17 protein-coding genes are annotated in these 17683 nt (G+C 72.1%); 16 read left to right on the top strand and 1 reads right to left on the bottom strand.

Annotation, left to right across the window (positions count from 1 at the left end; translation table 11 throughout):
- The first annotated feature begins 105 nt into the window (after window positions 1-105).
- From AB0I91_RS41575 to AB0I91_RS41525, 11 genes are all read left to right on the top strand, one after another.
- Entirely contained in the window at window positions 106-1926 is a 1821-nt protein-coding gene (locus AB0I91_RS41575; protein ID WP_498786037.1) for a type VII secretion-associated protein, read from the top strand.
- Window positions 1927-1942: 16 nt separating this feature from the next.
- Entirely contained in the window at window positions 1943-2365 is a 423-nt protein-coding gene (locus AB0I91_RS41570) for a hypothetical protein (RefSeq protein WP_498786035.1), read from the top strand.
- Between the two features lie 146 nt (window positions 2366-2511).
- Entirely contained in the window at window positions 2512-2823 is a 312-nt protein-coding gene (locus tag AB0I91_RS41565; RefSeq protein WP_053718448.1) for a WXG100 family type VII secretion target, read from the top strand.
- A gap of 76 nt (window positions 2824-2899) precedes the next feature.
- Window positions 2900-3196 (top strand): WXG100 family type VII secretion target, encoded by a 297-nt coding sequence (locus AB0I91_RS41560; protein WP_498786033.1) that lies wholly within the window; start codon window positions 2900-2902, stop codon window positions 3194-3196.
- 291 nt (window positions 3197-3487) lie between these two features.
- Entirely contained in the window at window positions 3488-3931 is a 444-nt protein-coding gene (gene rplM, locus AB0I91_RS41555; RefSeq protein ID WP_033436749.1) for a 50S ribosomal protein L13, read from the top strand.
- Entirely contained in the window at window positions 3928-4545 is a 618-nt protein-coding gene (gene rpsI, locus AB0I91_RS41550) for a 30S ribosomal protein S9 (RefSeq protein ID WP_498786031.1), read from the top strand. Before rplM ends, rpsI begins: the two co-directional genes overlap by 4 nt.
- Before the next feature lie 115 nt (window positions 4546-4660).
- Window positions 4661-5995: a phosphoglucosamine mutase gene (gene glmM / locus AB0I91_RS41545; protein WP_498786049.1), complete on the top strand. Its 1335-nt coding sequence runs from the start codon at window positions 4661-4663 to the stop codon at window positions 5993-5995.
- A 25-nt stretch (window positions 5996-6020) separates the two neighbouring features.
- Complete coding sequence (locus AB0I91_RS41540) at window positions 6021-6482, top strand: hypothetical protein (RefSeq protein WP_499641785.1); 462 nt, start codon at window positions 6021-6023, stop codon at window positions 6480-6482.
- A gap of 127 nt (window positions 6483-6609) precedes the next feature.
- Window positions 6610-6918: a type VII secretion target gene (locus tag AB0I91_RS41535; RefSeq protein ID WP_230566521.1), complete on the top strand. Its 309-nt coding sequence runs from the start codon at window positions 6610-6612 to the stop codon at window positions 6916-6918.
- Entirely contained in the window at window positions 6918-9818 is a 2901-nt protein-coding gene (locus tag AB0I91_RS41530) for a hypothetical protein (protein ID WP_499641783.1), read from the top strand. Before AB0I91_RS41535 ends, AB0I91_RS41530 begins: the two co-directional genes overlap by 1 nt.
- Before the next feature lie 24 nt (window positions 9819-9842).
- Window positions 9843-10358 carry a hypothetical protein gene (locus AB0I91_RS41525; protein ID WP_498786024.1) on the top strand — a complete coding sequence of 172 codons (516 nt, stop codon included), beginning with the start codon at window positions 9843-9845 and terminating at the stop codon, window positions 10356-10358.
- Window positions 10359-10383: 25 nt separating this feature from the next.
- On the opposite strand, the gene AB0I91_RS41520 is transcribed toward AB0I91_RS41525, so the two are convergent.
- Window positions 10384-11208: a dienelactone hydrolase family protein gene (locus AB0I91_RS41520; RefSeq protein WP_498786022.1), complete on the bottom strand. Its 825-nt coding sequence runs from the start codon at window positions 11206-11208 to the stop codon at window positions 10384-10386.
- Between the two features lie 134 nt (window positions 11209-11342).
- On the opposite strand from AB0I91_RS41520, the gene glmS reads away from it, so the two are divergent.
- The 5 genes from glmS (at window position 11343) to tsaE (ending at window position 17448) form a co-directional block, all read left to right on the top strand.
- A complete protein-coding gene (gene glmS, locus AB0I91_RS41515; protein ID WP_498786020.1) occupies window positions 11343-13205 on the top strand; it encodes a glutamine--fructose-6-phosphate transaminase (isomerizing) in 1863 nt (620 codons plus the stop codon).
- Between the two features lie 15 nt (window positions 13206-13220).
- A complete protein-coding gene (locus AB0I91_RS41510) occupies window positions 13221-14615 on the top strand; it encodes an NAD(P)H-hydrate dehydratase (RefSeq protein ID WP_498786018.1) in 1395 nt (464 codons plus the stop codon).
- 165 nt (window positions 14616-14780) lie between these two features.
- Window positions 14781-15893 carry an alanine racemase gene (gene alr, locus AB0I91_RS41505; protein WP_498786017.1) on the top strand — a complete coding sequence of 371 codons (1113 nt, stop codon included), beginning with the start codon at window positions 14781-14783 and terminating at the stop codon, window positions 15891-15893.
- Window positions 15890-16993, top strand: coding sequence for an alpha/beta fold hydrolase (locus AB0I91_RS41500; protein ID WP_498786015.1), 1104 nt, complete (start codon window positions 15890-15892; stop codon window positions 16991-16993). The genes alr and AB0I91_RS41500 overlap by 4 nt, the downstream gene beginning before the upstream one ends.
- Entirely contained in the window at window positions 16990-17448 is a 459-nt protein-coding gene (tsaE, locus tag AB0I91_RS41495; protein ID WP_498786013.1) for a tRNA (adenosine(37)-N6)-threonylcarbamoyltransferase complex ATPase subunit type 1 TsaE, read from the top strand. The genes AB0I91_RS41500 and tsaE overlap by 4 nt, the downstream gene beginning before the upstream one ends.
- The last annotated feature ends 235 nt before the right edge of the window (window positions 17449-17683 follow it).

Genomic DNA, 17683 nt, shown 5'->3' with positions numbered 1-17683 from the left:
CCTCCGGCCGGCCATCGGGTCTCGGCTCGGCGACCCGGCGGCGGACCGTCGGTCCGGTGAGGTATGCATATGCAGGCCCGCCCCGGCCGACGAGGGGGATGACGGATGAGCTTGCACGTGGCGGTGGACTTCGGCACGTCCAGCACCTGCGTCGCGATGTCCCTGCACGGCCGGGAACCGCAGGTCGTCGTGGTCGACGGCCAGCCGATCGTGCCCTCCGCGGTGTTCGCCGCGGCCGACGGCACGCTGTTCGTCGGCCAGGAGGCCGAACGCCAGGCCGCGGTGGACCCGTCCCGCTACGAGCCGCACCCCAAGCGCCGCGTCGACGAGGGCGAGCTGCTGCTCGGCGACAGCGTGCTGCCGGTGGTCGACGTCGTGCGGGCCGTGCTGACCAGGGCGGTGGACGAGGCGCGGCGCGTGGCCGGCGGCGCCCGGGTCGACCTGCTCGTGCTCACCCACCCGGCCGACTGGGGCGCGATCCGCACCAGGGTGCTCCTGCAGGCGGCACGGGGGCTCGGCCAGGAGCTGCGGCTGGTGCCCGAGCCGGTCGCGGCGGCGGTGTTCCACTCGGCGACCCACGCCATCGCGGACGGCGCGGCGCTGGCCGTGCTCGACCTCGGTGGCGGCACGGTCGACGCCAGCGTGGTGGCCCGCCAGGGCGGCGCGTTCCGCGTGCTGGCGACCAAGGGCGACCCCGGCTTCGGCGGCGCGGACGTCGACCAGGCGCTGCTGGAGCACGTCGGCTCGCTGGTCTCGCCCGGCGACCCGGACGCGTGGCGGCAGCTCGTGGAGGGCCGCGAGCTGTCCGACCGCCGCAAGCGCCGGGTGCTGCGCCAAGACGTGCGCGGCGCGAAGGAGACCCTGTCCCGGCACGCCTACACCGACGTGCCGATGCCGCCGCCGTTCCCCGACGCCCACGTCACCCGCACCGACCTGGAACGCCTGATCAGCGCGCCGCTGACCAGGGCGGCCGCGCTGGTCGTGACCGCCGTGCGCGACGCCGGGCTCGACCCGCGCGGCCTCGCCGGCGTGTTCCTGGTCGGCGGGTCCAGCCGCATCCCGCTGGTGGCCCGCCTGGTGCTGGAGCAGTCCGGCGTGGTGCCGACGAGCATCGACCAGCCGGAGACCGTGGTGGCCCGCGGCGCGCTGAGAGCGGTGAGCGTGGACCCGCTGCGCACCGGCGCGCTGCCCGCCGGCGCGGGCGACGTCACCCACAAGATCACCGACGACCGGACCCGCAAGATCACCCGGCGGATCACGCCGTCGCCGCCCGCCGGCTTCCCCCAGCCGCCGTACTTCCCGCCGTCGGCCCCCACGCCCGTGCCCGCGCCGGCCCCGCCGCGCCGCAGCCGCGTGCCGCTGCTCGTGGTCGCCGCCGTCGTCGTGGTCGCCGCCGTCGCCGCGTCCACGGCGTACGTGCTGAGCCGGGGCGACGCCACGACCGGCGACCCGACCACGCCCACCTCGTCCTCCACCACCACGTCCGGCGCCACCGAGGGCAAGATCATCGCGCAGTACGACTACAGCTTCACCGTGCCGGGCGGGTGGCAGCAGACCGGCGGCCAGGTCGAGACCCGCAAGGTGCTGCTCAAGCCCGAGGCGCCCGAGTCGAACCGGGACGTCATCGCGGTGGAGGAGCGGCGGCTCAACTACAACGCCACCCAGGACCCGGCTCGGGCCGAGACCGAGTTGCGCGAGCAGTACGACCAGCGGGCGAACGTGTCCGATTTCGACGCTTCCGCCGACTTCGCCACCAAGGATGTCGTTTACTACCGGGAAGTGGTGGAGTCGGCCGTCATCGACTGGTACGTGCTGTTCCAGGACGACGTGCAGGTCAGCGTGGGGTGCCAGTACCCGCAGGACGGGCACGACCGGGTCCGCCCCGCGTGCGAGCAGGTCGTCCGCACGCTGACCGTGACCAGCTGACTTTGTGGGGAATGTGATGACCGGCATCCCGGAGGCCTTCGCCCGGTTCCGCTCGGACCTCGACGCCGCCGTGACCAGGGGCCGGCGCGCGGCGGACGCCGCGGGCGCGAAGAACGCGGCCCAGCGCGACCGGAACCAGCGGCTCGCCGAGCAGGCCAAGGCCCGGCAGGTCCAGCCCGACCGGCACGCGCCCACGTCGCCGGACGTGCAGCGGGTCGCCACCGGCTTCCGCCACCACCGCGGCCTGCCCGTGCCGGAGCTGCCACCCGCCCAGGAACTGCTCACGCCGGAGAAATCGCGAGAGCAAACGGACGCGAATGCAAATGCAGTTCCCCCGCGCCCGGCGCTCGGTTCCCGCGCGGTGGCGGGCCCGAGCGGCCAACTTCCCCCCGAAAGGGGCGATGACGAGGACTTTTCGCAAGCGCGAATCCTCTACTGACCCCGTTGCCGGGCCCGTCGCGTTTACAACCGCAACTACTTCCGGAGAAGTCGCGACAACGTGGAACCGGGCATGGCAAGGTCTGCGTCGTAAGAGGCGTACGAACCAAGAACGCCTGATCACTTCGACCAAGGGGGTCGCACCCAATGGCTGGTTACTCCACCGGACATGAAGAGCTCGTCGGCGCGGCGAAGGACATCGTCAGCACCAACGGCAACGTCCAGGGCGTGTTGGGTCAGCTCGGCAACACGATCGACGGCCTGTCCAGCGCGTGGCAGGGTGGCGCGGCCATCGCCTTCAACAAGCTGATGGAGCGCTTCCGCGAGGACGCCGACAAGCTGCAGAAGGCCCTGATGGACATCGCCGAGCAGATGGACGGCAGCGCGGCGACCTACATCCAGCAGGAAGAGGAGCAGGCGCAGGAGATGTCGGCCATCACCAACCGGCTCGGCGGCTGATCCATCCGAATTCAGGTCGCGTTTCCGTTCCTTTCGCTTTCCTTCTTCTTTCTGACTTCACTTCCAAGGGGAGATCATGGTCGACGCCAACAACATCAAGGTTGACTTCGGGCAGCTGAGCAGCGCGGCAGGCGACATCAGCAGCCAGGCCGGCAAGATCCAGTCCGAGCTGGACAACCTGAAGGCCCGCCTCTCGCCCGTCATCGCGCAGTGGGACGGTGGCGCGTCGGCGAGCTACCAGGAGGCGCAGCGCGCGTGGGACGAGTCCGCCGCGGGTCTCCAGCAGGTGCTGGCCCAGATCGGCACGGCCGTCCAGTCCGCGACCGACGCGTACCAGGCCGCTGAGGCCAAGAACCAGGGCCGCTGGGCCTGATCCGGCCGCACGACCCCCCGCGGGCCCCGGGATCCTCGAGGATCCGGGGCCCGCGTACGTGTTTCGGCCGGTTCGCCAGGGTGTGGTCCGGGTCGGTCGAGGCCGGTCCGGAGGGGTTTCGGAGGGGTCGTTTTGACCCGCGCCGACCCCAACCGGTATCTTCCTACGTTGTTGTGCGGTAACTGGTGCGCACTATGCGTACCTCGTGTTCTGGTCCTCTGCCCACCTGGGGTCTCTGGCCTGAGCAGCCGCCGCAATGACCCCAGACGCAAGTGACGACGAGGTAGACCCGTGCGCACGTACAGCCCGAAGCCCGGCGAGGTGACCCGAACCTGGCACGTGATCGACGCCCAGGACGTGGTGCTCGGTCGGCTCGCCACCCAGGCCGCGACGCTGCTGCGCGGCAAGCACAAGCCGACTTACGCCCCACACGTTGACACCGGTGACTTCGTCATCGTCATCAACGCGGACAAGGTGGCGTTGACCGGCAAGAAGCGTGATCAGGAGTTCGTGTACCGGCACTCCGGTTTTCCGGGCGGCCTGAGCCAGCGCTCGTTCGGCGAGGTGCTGGACACCCGCGCCGACCGGCTGGTCGAGAAGGCGATCAAGGGCATGCTGCCCAAGAACCGCCTCGGCCGCGCGATCGCGGGCAAGCTCAAGGTCTACACGGGCCCGAACCACCCGCACGCTGCGCAGCAGCCGCAGCCGTTCGAGATCAAGAAGGTCGCCCAGTGACCGAGCACCAGACCGAGGACATCGACGTGACGACCCCTGAGGCCGAGCTCGACGCCGTCGAGGCGGAGGCCACCGAGGCCGAGGCCCCGGAGGCGGAAGCCGCCGAGGCGGAGACCACCGAGGCAGAGGCCCCGGAGGCGGAAGCCGCCGAAGCCGAGACCCCGGAGACCGAGGACGCCGAGGTCGAGGGCACGCCCGTCGTGCGGCACACCCTCAACGCGGGCGCGCACCACCTCGCGCAGACGGTCGGCCGGCGCAAGCAGGCCATCGTCCGCGTGCGGCTCCTGCCCGGCACCGGCAAGTTCACCCTGAACGGGAAGTCGATGGACGACTACTTCCCGAACAAGGTGCACCAGCAGCTCATCCGTGAGCCCCTGGTCACGACCGAGAAGCCGGAGACGTTCGACGTCATCGCGACCCTGCGTGGCGGCGGCACCACCGGCCAGGCCGGTGCGCTGCGCCTCGCGATCGCGCGTGCGCTGGTCGCCGTCGACTCCGAGGACCGCCCGGTGCTGAAGAAGGCCGGCTTCCTCACCCGTGACCCCCGGGTCAAGGAGCGGAAGAAGTACGGCCTCAAGAAGGCCCGCAAGGCGCCTCAGTACAGCAAGCGCTGACCTTTCCCGGGTCGAGCGAGCACCATCCTGCGGGAGCAGTCAGTTCTTCGTCGAACTGCTGCTCCCGCAGTGTTTTTCCCCCCATCGTCCTGTGTGCATGGAGGTCACGGCGATCATGGCTCGGCTGTTCGGCACTGACGGCGTACGCGGTCTCGCCAACGCGGACCTGACCCCTGAACTCGCGCTGTCCATCGCCGCCTCGGCGGCACGGGTGCTGGCCGAGCACGACCGCTCGCACCGGCCGGTCGCGGTCGTCGGCCGCGACCCGCGGGCCAGCGGCGAGATGTTGGAGGCGGCCGTGGTGGCCGGCCTCACATCGGCGGGCGCGGACGTGCTGCGCGCGGGCGTCCTGCCGACACCGGCGGTCGCCTACCTGGTGTCGGCGCTCGGCGCCGACGTCGGCGTGATGATCTCCGCCTCGCACAACCCGATGCCCGACAACGGCATCAAGCTGTTCGCCGCGGGCGGGCACAAGCTGCCCGACGCGGTCGAGGACGAGATCGAGCAGAAGCTCGGCGAGCGCGACCACCGGCCGACCGGCGCGGGCATCGGCCGCGTCCGCGACATCGAGGACGCCGAGGGCCAGTACGTGCAGCACCTGCTGAAGGTGACGCCGCACCGCCTGGACGGCCTGAAGGTCGTCGTGGACTGCGCGAACGGCGCCGCGTCCGTGGCCGCCCCGGACGCCTACCGCCGCGCGGGCGCCGAGGTCGTGGAGATCCACACCGCGCCCGACGGGCTGAACATCAACGACGACTGCGGCTCCAACCACGTCGCGAAGCTGCGTGCCGCCGTGGTCGAGCACGGCGCCGACCTGGGCATCGCCCACGACGGTGACGCGGACCGCTGCGTCGCGGTCGACGCCGACGGCAACGACCTCGACGGCGACCAGGTCATGGCGGTGCTGGCGCTCGGCATGAAGGAAGCCGGCGAGCTGACCGACGACACGCTGGTCGCGACCGTGATGAGCAACCTCGGCCTGCACCTGGCGATGCGCGAGCACGGCATCACCCTCAAGACCACCGCCGTCGGCGACCGGTACGTGCTGGAGGAGCTGCGCGCGGGCGGGTTCGCGCTCGGCGGCGAGCAGTCCGGGCACGTGATCCTCCCGGCGCACGCCACCACCGGCGACGGCCTGCTGACCGCGTTGCGGCTGATGTCGCGGATGGCGGAGACCGGCAAGCCGCTGGCCGAGCTCGCGGGCGTGATGCACCGGCTGCCGCAGGTGCTGATCAACGTGGTCGTGGGCGACAAGGCGGCGGTGGCGAAGGACGCGGCCGTCAGCGAGGCGGTCGCCGCCGTGACGGCCGAGCTCGGCGACACGGGCCGGGTGCTGCTGCGCCCGTCCGGCACCGAGCAGCTGGTGCGGGTCATGGTCGAGGCGGCCACGCCCGAGCTCGCGGAGTCCGCCGCGCAGCGGCTCGCCGGTGTGGTTTCCTCGGTGCACTGACCGAAGACGCGGGGGTGTGCCGGTGATGAACATCGGACCGATCGAGCTGATCATCATCTTCCTGGTGCTCGTCGTCGGGGTGGTGGTCCTGATCGTGGTCACCACGAAGAAGCGCAGCCGGCAACCCGGCCACCCGCACCAACCCGGCGGCTACCCGCCACCCGGCTACGGCCCGCCCCAGGGGCAGCCGGGCTACGGCCCACCCCAGGGCTACGGCCAGGGACAACCGGGCTACGGCCCGCCACCGGGACAGCCCGGCTACGGCCAGCCGGGGCCCGGTCAGCCGGGTTATGGCCAGCCCGGACCGGGTCAGCCGCCGGGGCAACCGGGCTACGGCCAACCCGGGCCGGGTCAGCCGCCGTACGGGCAGCCGGGACAGTCGGGCCACGGCCAACCCGGCCCGGGCCAGCCGCCGCACGGCCAGCCGCCGCAGGGCCCCTACCCGCCCGGCCCGCCGTCGGACGGCACGCCGCCACCGCAGGGCTGAGGCAGGTTCGCGAAGGCAATGGACTTCGCCGATCCGGGCGAGTCCGCCCACCCGGGCTGCGATCCTTGGTCGGAACCCGGAACGGCACCGTCGCGTCTGAACGGGGACGAAGGGGAGGCACCAGCGCATGTCGGGTTACCAGGCGAACGCGGGCGAGTTGATGGCTTCCGCGACGACCATCCAAGGCGTCGCGGGTGACATCGAGGAGTACAAGACCAAGGTCACGTCCAGCGCGGTCACGGCCAAGGACTTCGGCCGCGAGCACACCGCGGGCGGCTCCCGCTACCTCGCCGGCCTGCCGAAGATCGCCGAGGCGATCACGGCGCACGCGACCGCCATGCGCGGCGTCGCCGACAAGCTCCGCGAATCGGCCAACGGCTACGACTGGTCCGACCAGGGCAACGCCGACACGTTCAACAACACCGGGAACAAGTGATGGCGACTCCGTCCTGGGAAGAAGTCAAGAAGATCGTCGACGACCCCTCGGTCCCGCACGATCAGAAGAAGGCGCTGCTCGAGGCGTACTACGTCGCCGACGCCGAGGGGAACATCCTCGGCGGCACGCACAACGACGAGCTCGAAGAGTACCTCGACGACTACGACGTGTCGTGGGGCGACGGCTTCGGCCAGTCGTTCTCCAACTCGATGCCGTGGTCGGACAGCTCGGAAGACCGGCTGAACAACGCGTACGACCAGGCCAAGAAGTCCTACGACGAAGGTGCTCAGAAGACCCAGGAGCACAACGAGAAGAAGCAGGCGGGGCAGGACGCGCTGGCCGCGTCCGAGCAGCGCGCGTCCGACGGCGGCGCGGGCGTGGCGAACTCCAACGAGCTGCTCGACGCGGGCGCGCCGGGGCTGAAGTACTTCGAGAACTTCCTGCCGGCCTACGAGAAGGCCAAGAGCATCATCGGCGTCGGCACCAAGGTCGACACCTCGGTCGACAACCTGCGCAAGCGCTACGACGAGCAGCGCGACATCGACTTCCACAAGATCGACATCGACATCGTCGAGCTGCGCCAGGTCGCCACCGACACCCGCAACCGGCAGGCGGACGCCGAGCGGTCGATGGGCAAGGTCTGGGCGAACTGGACCGGCACCGCGGCGGACAACTCCCGCCAGTTCGTCTCGGACATGTCGAAGAAGGCGTCCACGCACGCCGACGCCATCGACCACATCGCGGAGGTCACGCGGGCCGCGTGCCACACGGTGTCCGGTCTGGTGAACGCCAAGGCGCGGACGATCCTGGAAGGCGTCCAGAGCCCTTACGACATCGCGGGCGTGAGCCCGGCGCAGGTCGAGCAGGTCGTGCAGGGCGCGACCAGCGACGACGAGGCACTGCTGCGCCGCGTGGCCGGCTTCGTGAACTTCGAGATCAACGACGAGGCGTGCGACGAGGACGTGTGGAAGGAAGAGGTCCGGAAGAAGTCGCGCGAGTGGCTCCAGGGCACCTTCCACAACGACGTCAACGGCAAGTGGGAACTGTTCGACAACATCTGCAAGACCACCAAGGAATCGGTCGACAAGGCCTGGGAAGAACTGGGCAAGCAGATCGACGCGTTCAACACCAAGCCGTTCGAGCCGGCCAAGGAGGAGCAGCCCGCCGACAAGCCGGGTGACAAGCCGGGCACGGGCGGGTCCGACCAGCCCGGCGGCGGTGGCGGCACCCCCGGCGGTGGCGGCGGCACGCCCGGTGGCGGCGGTGGCACCCCTGGCGGTGGCGGCGGCACGCCGGAGATCCCGAAGGTGGAGAACCCGCTCGACAAGGACGGCGACGGCAAGCCCGACGTGCCCGGCGACCTGGACGGCGACGGCAAGCCGGACACCGATCTCGACGGCGACGGCAAGCCGGACACGGACCTCGACGGCGACGGCAAGCCCGACGGCCTCAAGTCGGACGAGGAAGCGCCGGAGACCGTCACCATCAAGAGCGGCGACAACGAGATCAAGATCACCGAGCCGGACGCGCAGGGCCAGGTGCTGATCACCGTCGACACGCCGACCAGCGAGCCGAAGAGCTACCAGGTCGACTTCAGCGCGAACCCGGACGCGGCGAAGGCCCTGATGGGCCAGAACGGCGGCGCGGCCCTGGCGAGCGCGCTGAGCGGCGCCACGCCGGTGGCGGCGGGCGGCGCGACCCCCGGCGCCCCGGTCGGCGCGGGCGGCACCGGCGCGCCCGGCGACGTCACGCCGGTGCAGGCGGGCGCGGACGGCAAGGCGCTGATCGAGCTGGACGGCCTCGCGATCACGGCCGAGGTCGACCCGCTGACCGGTGAGATCAACCTCTCGGTCGACAACGGCGACGGCTCGCCCGAGCAGTACGGCGTCGAGTTCGGCGAGGACGAGCCCGCGGGCTCCCGGCCGGAAGACCTGCCGGGTGACCTGGGTCGGGCGGAACCCGCGATCGCGGAGTCGATGGTCGGCACCGCCCAGGTCGGCGCGGACGGCGCGTCGTTCGGCGGCGCGGCGGTCGGTGGCGGGTCGTTCGGCGGTCCGGCCGACTTCGGCCCGATGCCTGCCGAGGGCGGGTCGCCCGCGGGTGTCGGTGTCGGTGTCGGTGGTGGCGCGCCTGGTTTCGGTGGTCCGGCGGACTTCGGTCCGATGCCTGCCGAGGGCGGGTCGCCCGCGGGCGTCGGTGGTGGTCCCGGTTTCGGCGGTGGCGGCCCCGGCTTCACCGAGCCCGTCGCGGCCCAGCCCGGCTTCACCGAACCCCCGGCCGCCCAGCCCGGCTTCACCGGGCCGCCGTCGGCGCCGGGCTTCACCGCTCCCTCGGCCGTGCCGGGCGGCTTCACCGAGCCCGTCTTCACCCAGCCTGCGCCCGGCCCGTCGTTCGATCAGGGCTTCGGCCAGGGCGGCGGCCAGAACCCCGGCCAGAACTTCGGCGCGGGCTTCCCGTCGCCGGCCGCGGACTCCGCCGGCACCACCTCGACCTCCGGCGCGTCGGTCCTCGGTGGCGGATCGGGCTTCAACGGCGCGGACTCCGTGCTCGGCGGTCCGAGCGGCAGCCACGACAACCCGTGGAGCAGCCCGCCGCCCTCCTCGGACCAGGGCGGTCTCGCCGACACCAACGCCTCCCACGCGGCCCAGCCCGGTTCGGCGACCCTGCCGACCATGCAGGAGGGCGCCACGGGCCAGCCCACCGGCTCCCCCGCGGGCGGGGGCATGATGGGCGGCGGGATGATGGGCGGCGGCATGGCGGGCGGTGGCCAGCAGCAGGGTGGCGGTGACACCGAGCGCAGCAGCAGTTCCGGCCAGTGGCGCACCACCGGGTCGTTGTTCGACGACGACGACGTGAGCATGCAGCGCCTGGGCGGCCTGCTGGGCGAAGACCGCCGGTGATCGGCTCGGACGGGGGGAGGGTTGGTGTCTGACTTCGACTCGCTGGAGACCGTCAAGCGACGGCTCGAAGGCATCAAGTCCGAGCACTCGGCACGGATGGAGTTGGCCGCGCGCAAGTTCGAGGAATCGGACAAGGCGACCAAGGAGAGCCACCAGAAGTTCGTCGAGAAGGAGAAGAAGCTGGTCGCCCGCCTGCGCGAGATGGCGGAGGCCAAGCGCGAGGCGGCGGCGAACCGGAACAAGCCGAAGGAGTACGCCTTCGGCCCGGCCGACGACGACGCGGCGCCGGACGAGATCGCCGACGAGCTGGCCGCGCTGGAACGGGCGCGTGCCGCGAACGCGGCGGCCCAGGCGCCCGGCGACTCGTTCCTGCGCGGCCCGGAGCCCGCGAACCGCAACCCGTGGGGGCGCACCCCGAGCGGCCCACCGGTTCCCCCGCCGCCGCCGGTGCAGCCGGCCCGGCCGCCCGCGCCGCCGCGCCGTCCCGCGCGGCAGGTGGACGATGACGACGACTTCGGTGGTCAGAGCTGGTTGACGTGACCGATGAGCCCCGCTCCGGCGGGGCTCATCGCGTTGGCAGCCGGTCCAGCGGTCCGCGCTGGAAGGTCAGCACGGCGCCCTTCACGTCGCCGTCCAGCAACGCGTCCCACTTCTTCTCGCCTTTGAGCGTCCGCAGCAGGAACGCCGTCATCAGCGCCCTGGCCAGCTTCTGCGCCGCCCGCTCGCCCTTGCCGTCGAGCAGCAGCTCGCTCCAGTGCCGCCCCTCGGCGAACCCCAGGTGGCTGGCCTTCGGCAACGACCGCAGCTGCACCGGCCCCTGCCACGCCTCCGCGATCGCCTCCGCGTGCCCGACCGGCGGGGCGATGCGGTCCTCCCCGCCGGCCAGGTGCAACCCGGGCACGGCGACCCGCCGGGCCGCGTCCAGCGCCGACGGCCGGGTCTCGGACGCGGCCAACGTCACGACCGCCCGCACGCGCGGGTCGTCCGCCGCCGCGAGCACCGCCGCGCCGCCACCCATGGAGTGACCGGCGACCGCCAGCCGTGACGCGTCCACGCTGATCCCGCCGTCGCCCAGCCGCACGCCGGTGCACACGTCGAGCGCCGTGCGCAGGTTCCCGGCCATCAGCCGCGACGACATCAGCGGCCCGCGCTGCGTGCCCGGCGCGGCGGCCACGAAACCCCAGGACGCCAGGTGCCGCAGCAGCGCCCGGTAGCGGTTGACCGGCTGCAACCAGCCGTGCCCGAAGGCCACCGCGGGCAGTCCCAGCCCGACCGAGGGCGTGTAGACCAGGCCCGGAAGCCCGACCAGAGCCAGGTCGCCGCGCAGCACGGGGTGCTCACCGGGCCTGCTGAGCTGGTCGAGCACCTGCTTCGCCGAGTAGCCGCTCACCCCGCGAACGGTAGTCGATCGAGGTGACGGCGCGCACGTTCCGATTGGTCTACACCAATCGGTGGTGTGACCTGCGCAAACGCGGTGAAGTGGCCCTTTCGGACGACGGCCCTGGTCTAGTTACGCTGTGCCTCGTGTGCGGAATCGTGGGATATGTGGGACACAGGTCGGCGCTGGACGTCGTGCTCGACGGGCTGCGGCGGCTGGAGTACCGGGGCTACGACTCGGCGGGCGTCGCCGTCCTCGACGGTGACGGCGGGCTGGCCGTCGAGCGCAAGGCCGGCCGCCTGACGAACCTGGAGGCACGGCTGGACGAGGTCGGCCGCGACGCCTTCACCGGCACCGCGGGCATGGGCCACACCCGCTGGGCCACCCACGGCGCGCCGATCGACCGAAACTCCCACCCGCACTGCGACGTCACGGGCCGCGTCGCCGTCGTCCACAACGGCATCATCGAGAACTTCGCCGCCCTGCGCGCCGAGCTCGAGGCCGTCGGCGTCGAGATGGCCAGCGACACCGACACCGAGACCACCGCGCACCTCATCGCCCGCGCGTACGACGAGGGCGACACCAAGGGCGACCTGGTGGCGAGCGTCCGCACGGTGGTCCGCCGCCTCGAAGGCGCGTTCACGCTCGTCGTCACGCACGCGGACCACCCGGACGTGGTCGTCGCGGCCCGCCGGTCGTCGCCGCTGGTGGTGGGCGTCGGCGAGGGGGAGACGTTCGTCGCGAGCGACGTGTCCGCGTTCATCGAGCACACCCGCGAGGCCGTGGAGCTGGGCCAGGACCAGCTCGTCGTGATCGACCGCGACGGCTACCGCGTCACCGACTTCGACGGCGCCGACGCGCAGGCCAAGCCGTTCACGGTCAACTGGGACCTCTCGGCCGCGGAGAAGGGCGGCCACGAGTACTTCATGCTCAAGGAGATCGAGGAGCAGCCGGAAGCGCTGGCCAACACGCTGCGCGGCCACTTCCGCGACGGCCGGGTCGTGCTCGACGAGCAGCGCCTCTCCGACCAGGACCTGCGGGACGTGGACAAGGTCTTCGTCGTCGCCTGCGGCTCGGCCTACCACTCCGGCCTGGTCGCCAAGTACGCCATCGAGCACTGGACGCGGCTGCCCGTCGAGGTCGAGCTGGCCAGCGAGTTCCGCTACCGCGACCCCGTGCTGGACCGCGACACGCTCGTCGTCGCCGTCTCCCAGTCAGGTGAAACCGCCGACACGTTGGAGGCCGTCCGTCACGCGCGGTCGCAGAAGGCTCGCGTGCTGGCGGTCTGCAACACCAACGGCGCGCAGATCCCGCGCGAGTCCGACGCCGTGCTCTACACGCACGCGGGCCCGGAGATCGGTGTCGCGTCGACCAAGGCGTTCCTCGCCCAGATCGCGGCGAACTACCTGGTCGGCCTCGCCCTGGCGCAGGCGCGCGGCACGAAGTACCCCGACGAGGTGGCCCAGGAGTTCCACCAGCTGGAGGCCATGGCGGACGCGGTGCAGAAGGTGCTGGGCACCATCGACCAGGTCCGCGCGCTCGGCCGCGAGCTGGCCGACTCGAAGGCCGTGCTGTTCCTCGGCAGGCACGTCGGCTACCCGGTGGCGCTCGAAGGCGCGCTGAAGCTCAAGGAACTGGCCTACATGCACGCCGAGGGCTTCGCGGCGGGCGAGCTGAAGCACGGCCCGATCGCGCTGATCGAGGAGGGCCTGCCGGTGGTCGTGGTCATGCCCTCGCCCAAGGGTCGGGCGGTGCTGCACTCGAAGCTGGTGTCGAACATCTCGGAGATCCAGGCACGGGGTGCGCGCACGATCGTGATCGCCGAAGAGGGCGACGAGACGGTGCGGCCGTTCGCGGATCACCTGATCGAGATCCCGGCGGTGCCGACGCTGCTGCAGCCGTTGATCTCCACGGTGCCGTTGCAGGTGCTGGCCGCGGAGATCGCCCGCAGCCGCGGCTACGACGTGGACAAGCCGCGCAACCTCGCCAAGTCCGTCACGGTCGAGTAGGGCAGGCTTGGCCCCATGCGGGGTCTGTGGACGACGGATCGGGTCAGGGCGGCGGAAGAACGGGTCATGGCGGTCGTGCCGCCGGGCTCGCTGATGCGCCGGGCGGCGTTCGGCGTCGCGGTCGTCGCGGCGGAGCTGCTGGCGGGCAAGCGGCGGGTCGGGCTGCTCGTCGGCGCGGGCAACAACGGTGGCGACGCGCTGTGGGCGGGCTACTACCTCCGCAAGCGCGGCGTGGCCGTGTCCGCCGTCCTGCTGACACCTGATCGTGTGCACGCCGAGGGCTTGGCCGCGTTCCGCCGCGTCGGCGGCCGGGTGGTCCCGGAACTGCGCGACGTCGACCTGGTGATCGACGGCATCGTGGGCCTCTCGGCCCGCGGCCCGCTGCGCCCGGACGCGGCCGAGCACGTCGCGCACCTGGACGCCCCCGTGCTGTCGGTCGACCTGCCCAGCGGCGTGGACCCCGACACGGGCGCGATCTCCGGGCCCGCCGTGCGCGCGCACACGACCGTGACGTTCGGCTGCCTCAAGCCGGTGCACGCGCTGGCCGACTGCGGTGACGTGCGGCTGGTCGACATCGGGCTGGGCGGCGAGCTGCACGGGCCGGACCTGGTCGAGCTGGACGTCGCCGACGTCGGCGGGGCGTGGCCGGTGCCGGGGCCGGAGGACGACAAGTACACGCAGGGCGTGACGGGGGTCGCGGCCGGTTCGGCGACGTACCCCGGGGCGGCGGTGCTGGCCACCGGTGCGGCGCTGCTGTCGACGTCCGGCCTGGTCAGGTATGCCGGTGCGGCGGTCGAGGGCGTTCGGGCGCGGTGGCCGGAGGCCGTGTGCACGGGGTCGATCACGGACGCGGGCCGGGTGCAGGCGTGGGTCGTCGGGCCGGGTCTGGGCACCGGGTTGGGCGCTGAGGCGGTCCTGCGGACGGTCCTGGAGGCCGGCGTGCCCGTGTGCGCGGACGCCGACGCGATCACCATGCTGGCCAACAACCCGGACCTGTGGGACGCCCGCGACCCCGACACCCCGCTGGTCCTGACGCCGCACGACCGCGAGTACGAGCGGCTGGCCGGGCCCGTCGGCGACGACCGCGTGACGGCCGCGCGGAAGGCGGCGGAGCGGTACAACGCGGTCGTGCTGCTGAAGGGCCACGCCACCGTGATCGCCGGCCCCGACGGCCGCGTCCTGGTCAACCGCGCCCGTTCGTCGTGGGCCGCGACGGCGGGTTCCGGCGACGTCCTGTCGGGCCTGCTGGGCTCCCTCCTGGCCGCCGGCCTCGACCCGGTGCTGGCGGCGGGCTGCGCCGCCAAGGTCCACGTCCTGGCCGCCGACCTGGCCGCCGCCGGTGCCCCGATCCCCGCCACCTCACTGCTGCACGCCATCCCCGACGCCATCCGCACCATCCGCCCCACCTGACCACCGCGCGTGTCGAACGTGCAGGACCCGTGAAATCGACGCTCGCGACGCCGGCGTCCCGTCCCGAGCGTGGAATTCGGGGGACCCGGGTGTTCGACACGCGGGGCCCGGAGGTTCGACTCGCGCGTTCGCGGCGGTCGGGGCTGTGTCACCATGAACGGCGTTATGGCTGCTCCTCGCGCTGAGGTCGTGATCGACCTCGACAACCTCCGGCACAACGTCGCCCACCTCGACGCCCTCGCGCCCCACGCCGACACGATGGCCGTCGTCAAGGCCGACGGGTACGGGCACGGCGCCGCGGAGGTGGCCAGAGCGGCGGTCGAGGCGGGCGCGACGTGGCTCGGCTCCTGCTCCCTGGCCGAAGCCCTGGCGCTGCGCGCGGCCGGGCTCACCGTGCCGATCCTGGCCTGGCTCGACCCCCACGGCACCGACTACTCGCCCGGCATCGAGCAGGACGTCGACCTGTCCGCCTCCTCCCTCACCCAGCTGGAGGAGATCTCGGCGGCGGCCGACAAGGCGGGCAAGACCGCCCGCGTCCACCTCAAGATCGACACCGGCCTGTCCCGCAACGGCTGCCCGGCCACCCACTGGTCCGAGCTGGTCGAACGCGCCGCCAAGACCCACAACGTCGAAGTTCACTCGATCTGGTCACACCTGGCCGTCGCCGACGAGATCGGCCACCGCGGCACCGACGCCCAGGCCGAGCGCTTCGACGACGCCTACCGCGAAGCGCTCGCCGCCGGCCTCGACCCGCGCCGCCACATCGCCAACTCCGCGGCCCTCATCACCCGCCCCGACCTCCACCTGGACCTGGTCCGCCCGGGCATCGCGATCTACGGCCTCAACCCGGTGCCCGTGCCCGCCGACCTGCGCCCCGTGATGACGTTCCGGTCCGCGGTCGCGCTGGCCAAGCGCATCCCCGCCGGTGAATCGGTGTCCTACGGTCTGAGCTGGACCGCGGTGAAGGACACGAACCTGGCCCTGGTGCCGGTCGGTTACGGCGACGGCGTGCCGCGCAGCCTGTCGAACCGGATGGACGTCTGGCTGGCCGGACGCCGTCGCCCGATCGTCGGCCGCGTCTGCATGGACCAGGTCGTGGTCGACTGCGGCGACGACGCGGTGGCGGAGGGGGACGAGGTCGTGCTGTTCGGATCCGGCGCCAAGGGCGAGCCGACGGCCCGCGAGTGGGCCGACACCACCGGCACCATCGACTACGAGATCGTCACCGGCATGTACCGGCCGCGCGTCACCCGGACGTATGTCGGGACACGCCCGTGAACACGGTGTGGAAGGCCGTCGGCTGGGCCGGCGGCATCCTCGGCGCCGCCGCGACCGGTGTCGCGGTGGGCGTGGCCGCGAACCAGAAGAAGGTCTCGAACGACCGCCAGGCCGACGACCCGCTCGCCGACGAACCGCTCGGCCGCCTCACCCCGACCCGCGAGTCCACCGTCGCGGCCGACGACGGCGTGCCGCTGTCGGTCGAGGAGGTCGACCCGGAGGACGGCGGGAAGCCCGACGTCACCGTCGTCCTCGTGCACGGCTTCGCCCTCGACCGCCGCTGCTGGCACTTCCAGCGCCGTGACCTGGCCACGCTCGCCGAGCCACGCGTGCGCCAGATCCTGTACGACCAGCGCAGCCACGGCCGTTCCGGTCGGTCCACGGTCGAGGGCAGCACGATCGACCAGTGCGCCAAGGACCTCGACGCGGTGATCCGCTCGATGGCCCCCGACGGCCCGCTGGTTCTGGTCGGCCACTCCATGGGCGGCATGACGATCATGGCGTTGGCCGAGCAGCGGCCCGAGCTGTTCGCCGACCGGGTGCGCGGCGTGGCGCTCGTCGGCACGGCGGCGGGCGCGGTCGGCGGCGCGGGACTGCCGAAGTCCGTGCTGTCCCGCTACAACCCCGTGACGCTGGGCGTCGGCAGGCTCGCGGGCCTGCAGCCGGGCCTGGTCGAGTGGGTCAGGCGCAGGGCGTCCACGCTGACGTGGAGCGGGATCCGCGCGCTGGCGTTCGGCAACGGCAAGGTCAGCCCGTCGTTGGTCGACCTGATGGAGCAGATGATCAACGGTGCCACGGTGCAGGTGCTCACCGAGTTCCTGGAAACCCTCGGCACCCACAACCGCTACAAGGCGCTGGCCGGTCTCCGGCACTGCGAGGTGCTCGTCATCAGCGGCGACGCGGACAAGCTGACGCCGTTCTCGCACGCCGAGCGGATGGCCGAGGAGATGCCGCACGGCGAACTGGTCCGCGTGTCCGGGGCGGGCCACATGCTCATGTTGGAACAACCCGACCTGGTCACCGGGCACCTGGTCGGATTGGTTCGGCGCAGTGCCGCCGAACGGTCGGAAAGCAGGCGACGGTGGTGGCGACGAGCGTGAGCGTGACGCTCCCCGAGGTGCAGGACACCGAGGAGTTCGGGCGCAAGCTGGGTGGTCTCGTGCGAGGTGGTGACCTGGTGCTGCTGTCCGGGCCGTTGGGCGCGGGCAAGACCGCCTTGGTGCGCGGCCTCGCCGACGGCCTCGGCGTGACGGGCCGGGTCAGCTCGCCGACCTTCGTGATCGCCCGCGTCCACGACCCCGCTCCCGATGGTCGCGGCGTGCCGTTGGTGCACGTGGACGCTTACCGGCTCGGTGGTCACCTGGACGAGTTGGACGACCTCGACCTGGACACGGACTTGGTGGACGCCGTGGTGGCGGTGGAGTGGGGCGAGGGCGCGGCGGAGCGACTGTCCGAGGACCACTTGTTGATCAGGCTGGAACGCCGGGACGACGACGTGCGCATCGCGCACCTTCACCCACACGGTGCTTGGGCCGACCGCGAACTTCCCGTCTGATCAGCTCTCCTTGGCTCTCCTCAGCTCTCCCAGGATTTTATTGCGTTCGAGGGCCGGCCCAAGAGATCAAGAGCCTTAAAAGCATGTCCTCGCCGGACGGGCAGATCAGCAGGATGACTCTTGGTTGGGTGGTGGTGTTGCGGGTCCGTTGTGGGTCCGGGTTTCGTGTCATCCCACCGACCTCCCTCCGGGCTACCACACGCGTCAAGGGGGCGGTTCCGGCCCATTGTTCCTG

The organism is Actinosynnema sp. NPDC049800, from assembly GCF_040656635.1.
In the GTDB taxonomy this organism is placed as follows: domain Bacteria; phylum Actinomycetota; class Actinomycetes; order Mycobacteriales; family Pseudonocardiaceae; genus Actinosynnema.
This window is presented reverse-complemented; position numbering and strand designations above follow the sequence as displayed.

What these genes read in the sequence shown, in the direction of transcription:
- AB0I91_RS41510 (WP_498786018.1), top strand. Translation starts at nt 13,221, where the DNA reads ATGCGGGGTCTGTGGACGACGGATCGGGTCAGGGCGGCGGAAGAACGG.
- AB0I91_RS41530 (WP_499641783.1), top strand. Translation starts at nt 6,918, where the DNA reads ATGGCGACTCCGTCCTGGGAAGAAGTCAAGAAGATCGTCGACGACCCC.
- AB0I91_RS41570 (WP_498786035.1), top strand. Translation starts at nt 1,943, where the DNA reads ATGACCGGCATCCCGGAGGCCTTCGCCCGGTTCCGCTCGGACCTCGAC.
- AB0I91_RS41535 (WP_230566521.1), top strand. Translation starts at nt 6,610, where the DNA reads ATGTCGGGTTACCAGGCGAACGCGGGCGAGTTGATGGCTTCCGCGACG.
- AB0I91_RS41565 (WP_053718448.1), top strand. Translation starts at nt 2,512, where the DNA reads ATGGCTGGTTACTCCACCGGACATGAAGAGCTCGTCGGCGCGGCGAAG.
- AB0I91_RS41575 (WP_498786037.1), top strand. Translation starts at nt 106, where the DNA reads ATGAGCTTGCACGTGGCGGTGGACTTCGGCACGTCCAGCACCTGCGTC.
- alr (WP_498786017.1), top strand. Translation starts at nt 14,781, where the DNA reads ATGGCTGCTCCTCGCGCTGAGGTCGTGATCGACCTCGACAACCTCCGG.
- AB0I91_RS41540 (WP_499641785.1), top strand. Translation starts at nt 6,021, where the DNA reads ATGAACATCGGACCGATCGAGCTGATCATCATCTTCCTGGTGCTCGTC.
- AB0I91_RS41560 (WP_498786033.1), top strand. Translation starts at nt 2,900, where the DNA reads ATGGTCGACGCCAACAACATCAAGGTTGACTTCGGGCAGCTGAGCAGC.
- glmM (WP_498786049.1), top strand. Translation starts at nt 4,661, where the DNA reads ATGGCTCGGCTGTTCGGCACTGACGGCGTACGCGGTCTCGCCAACGCG.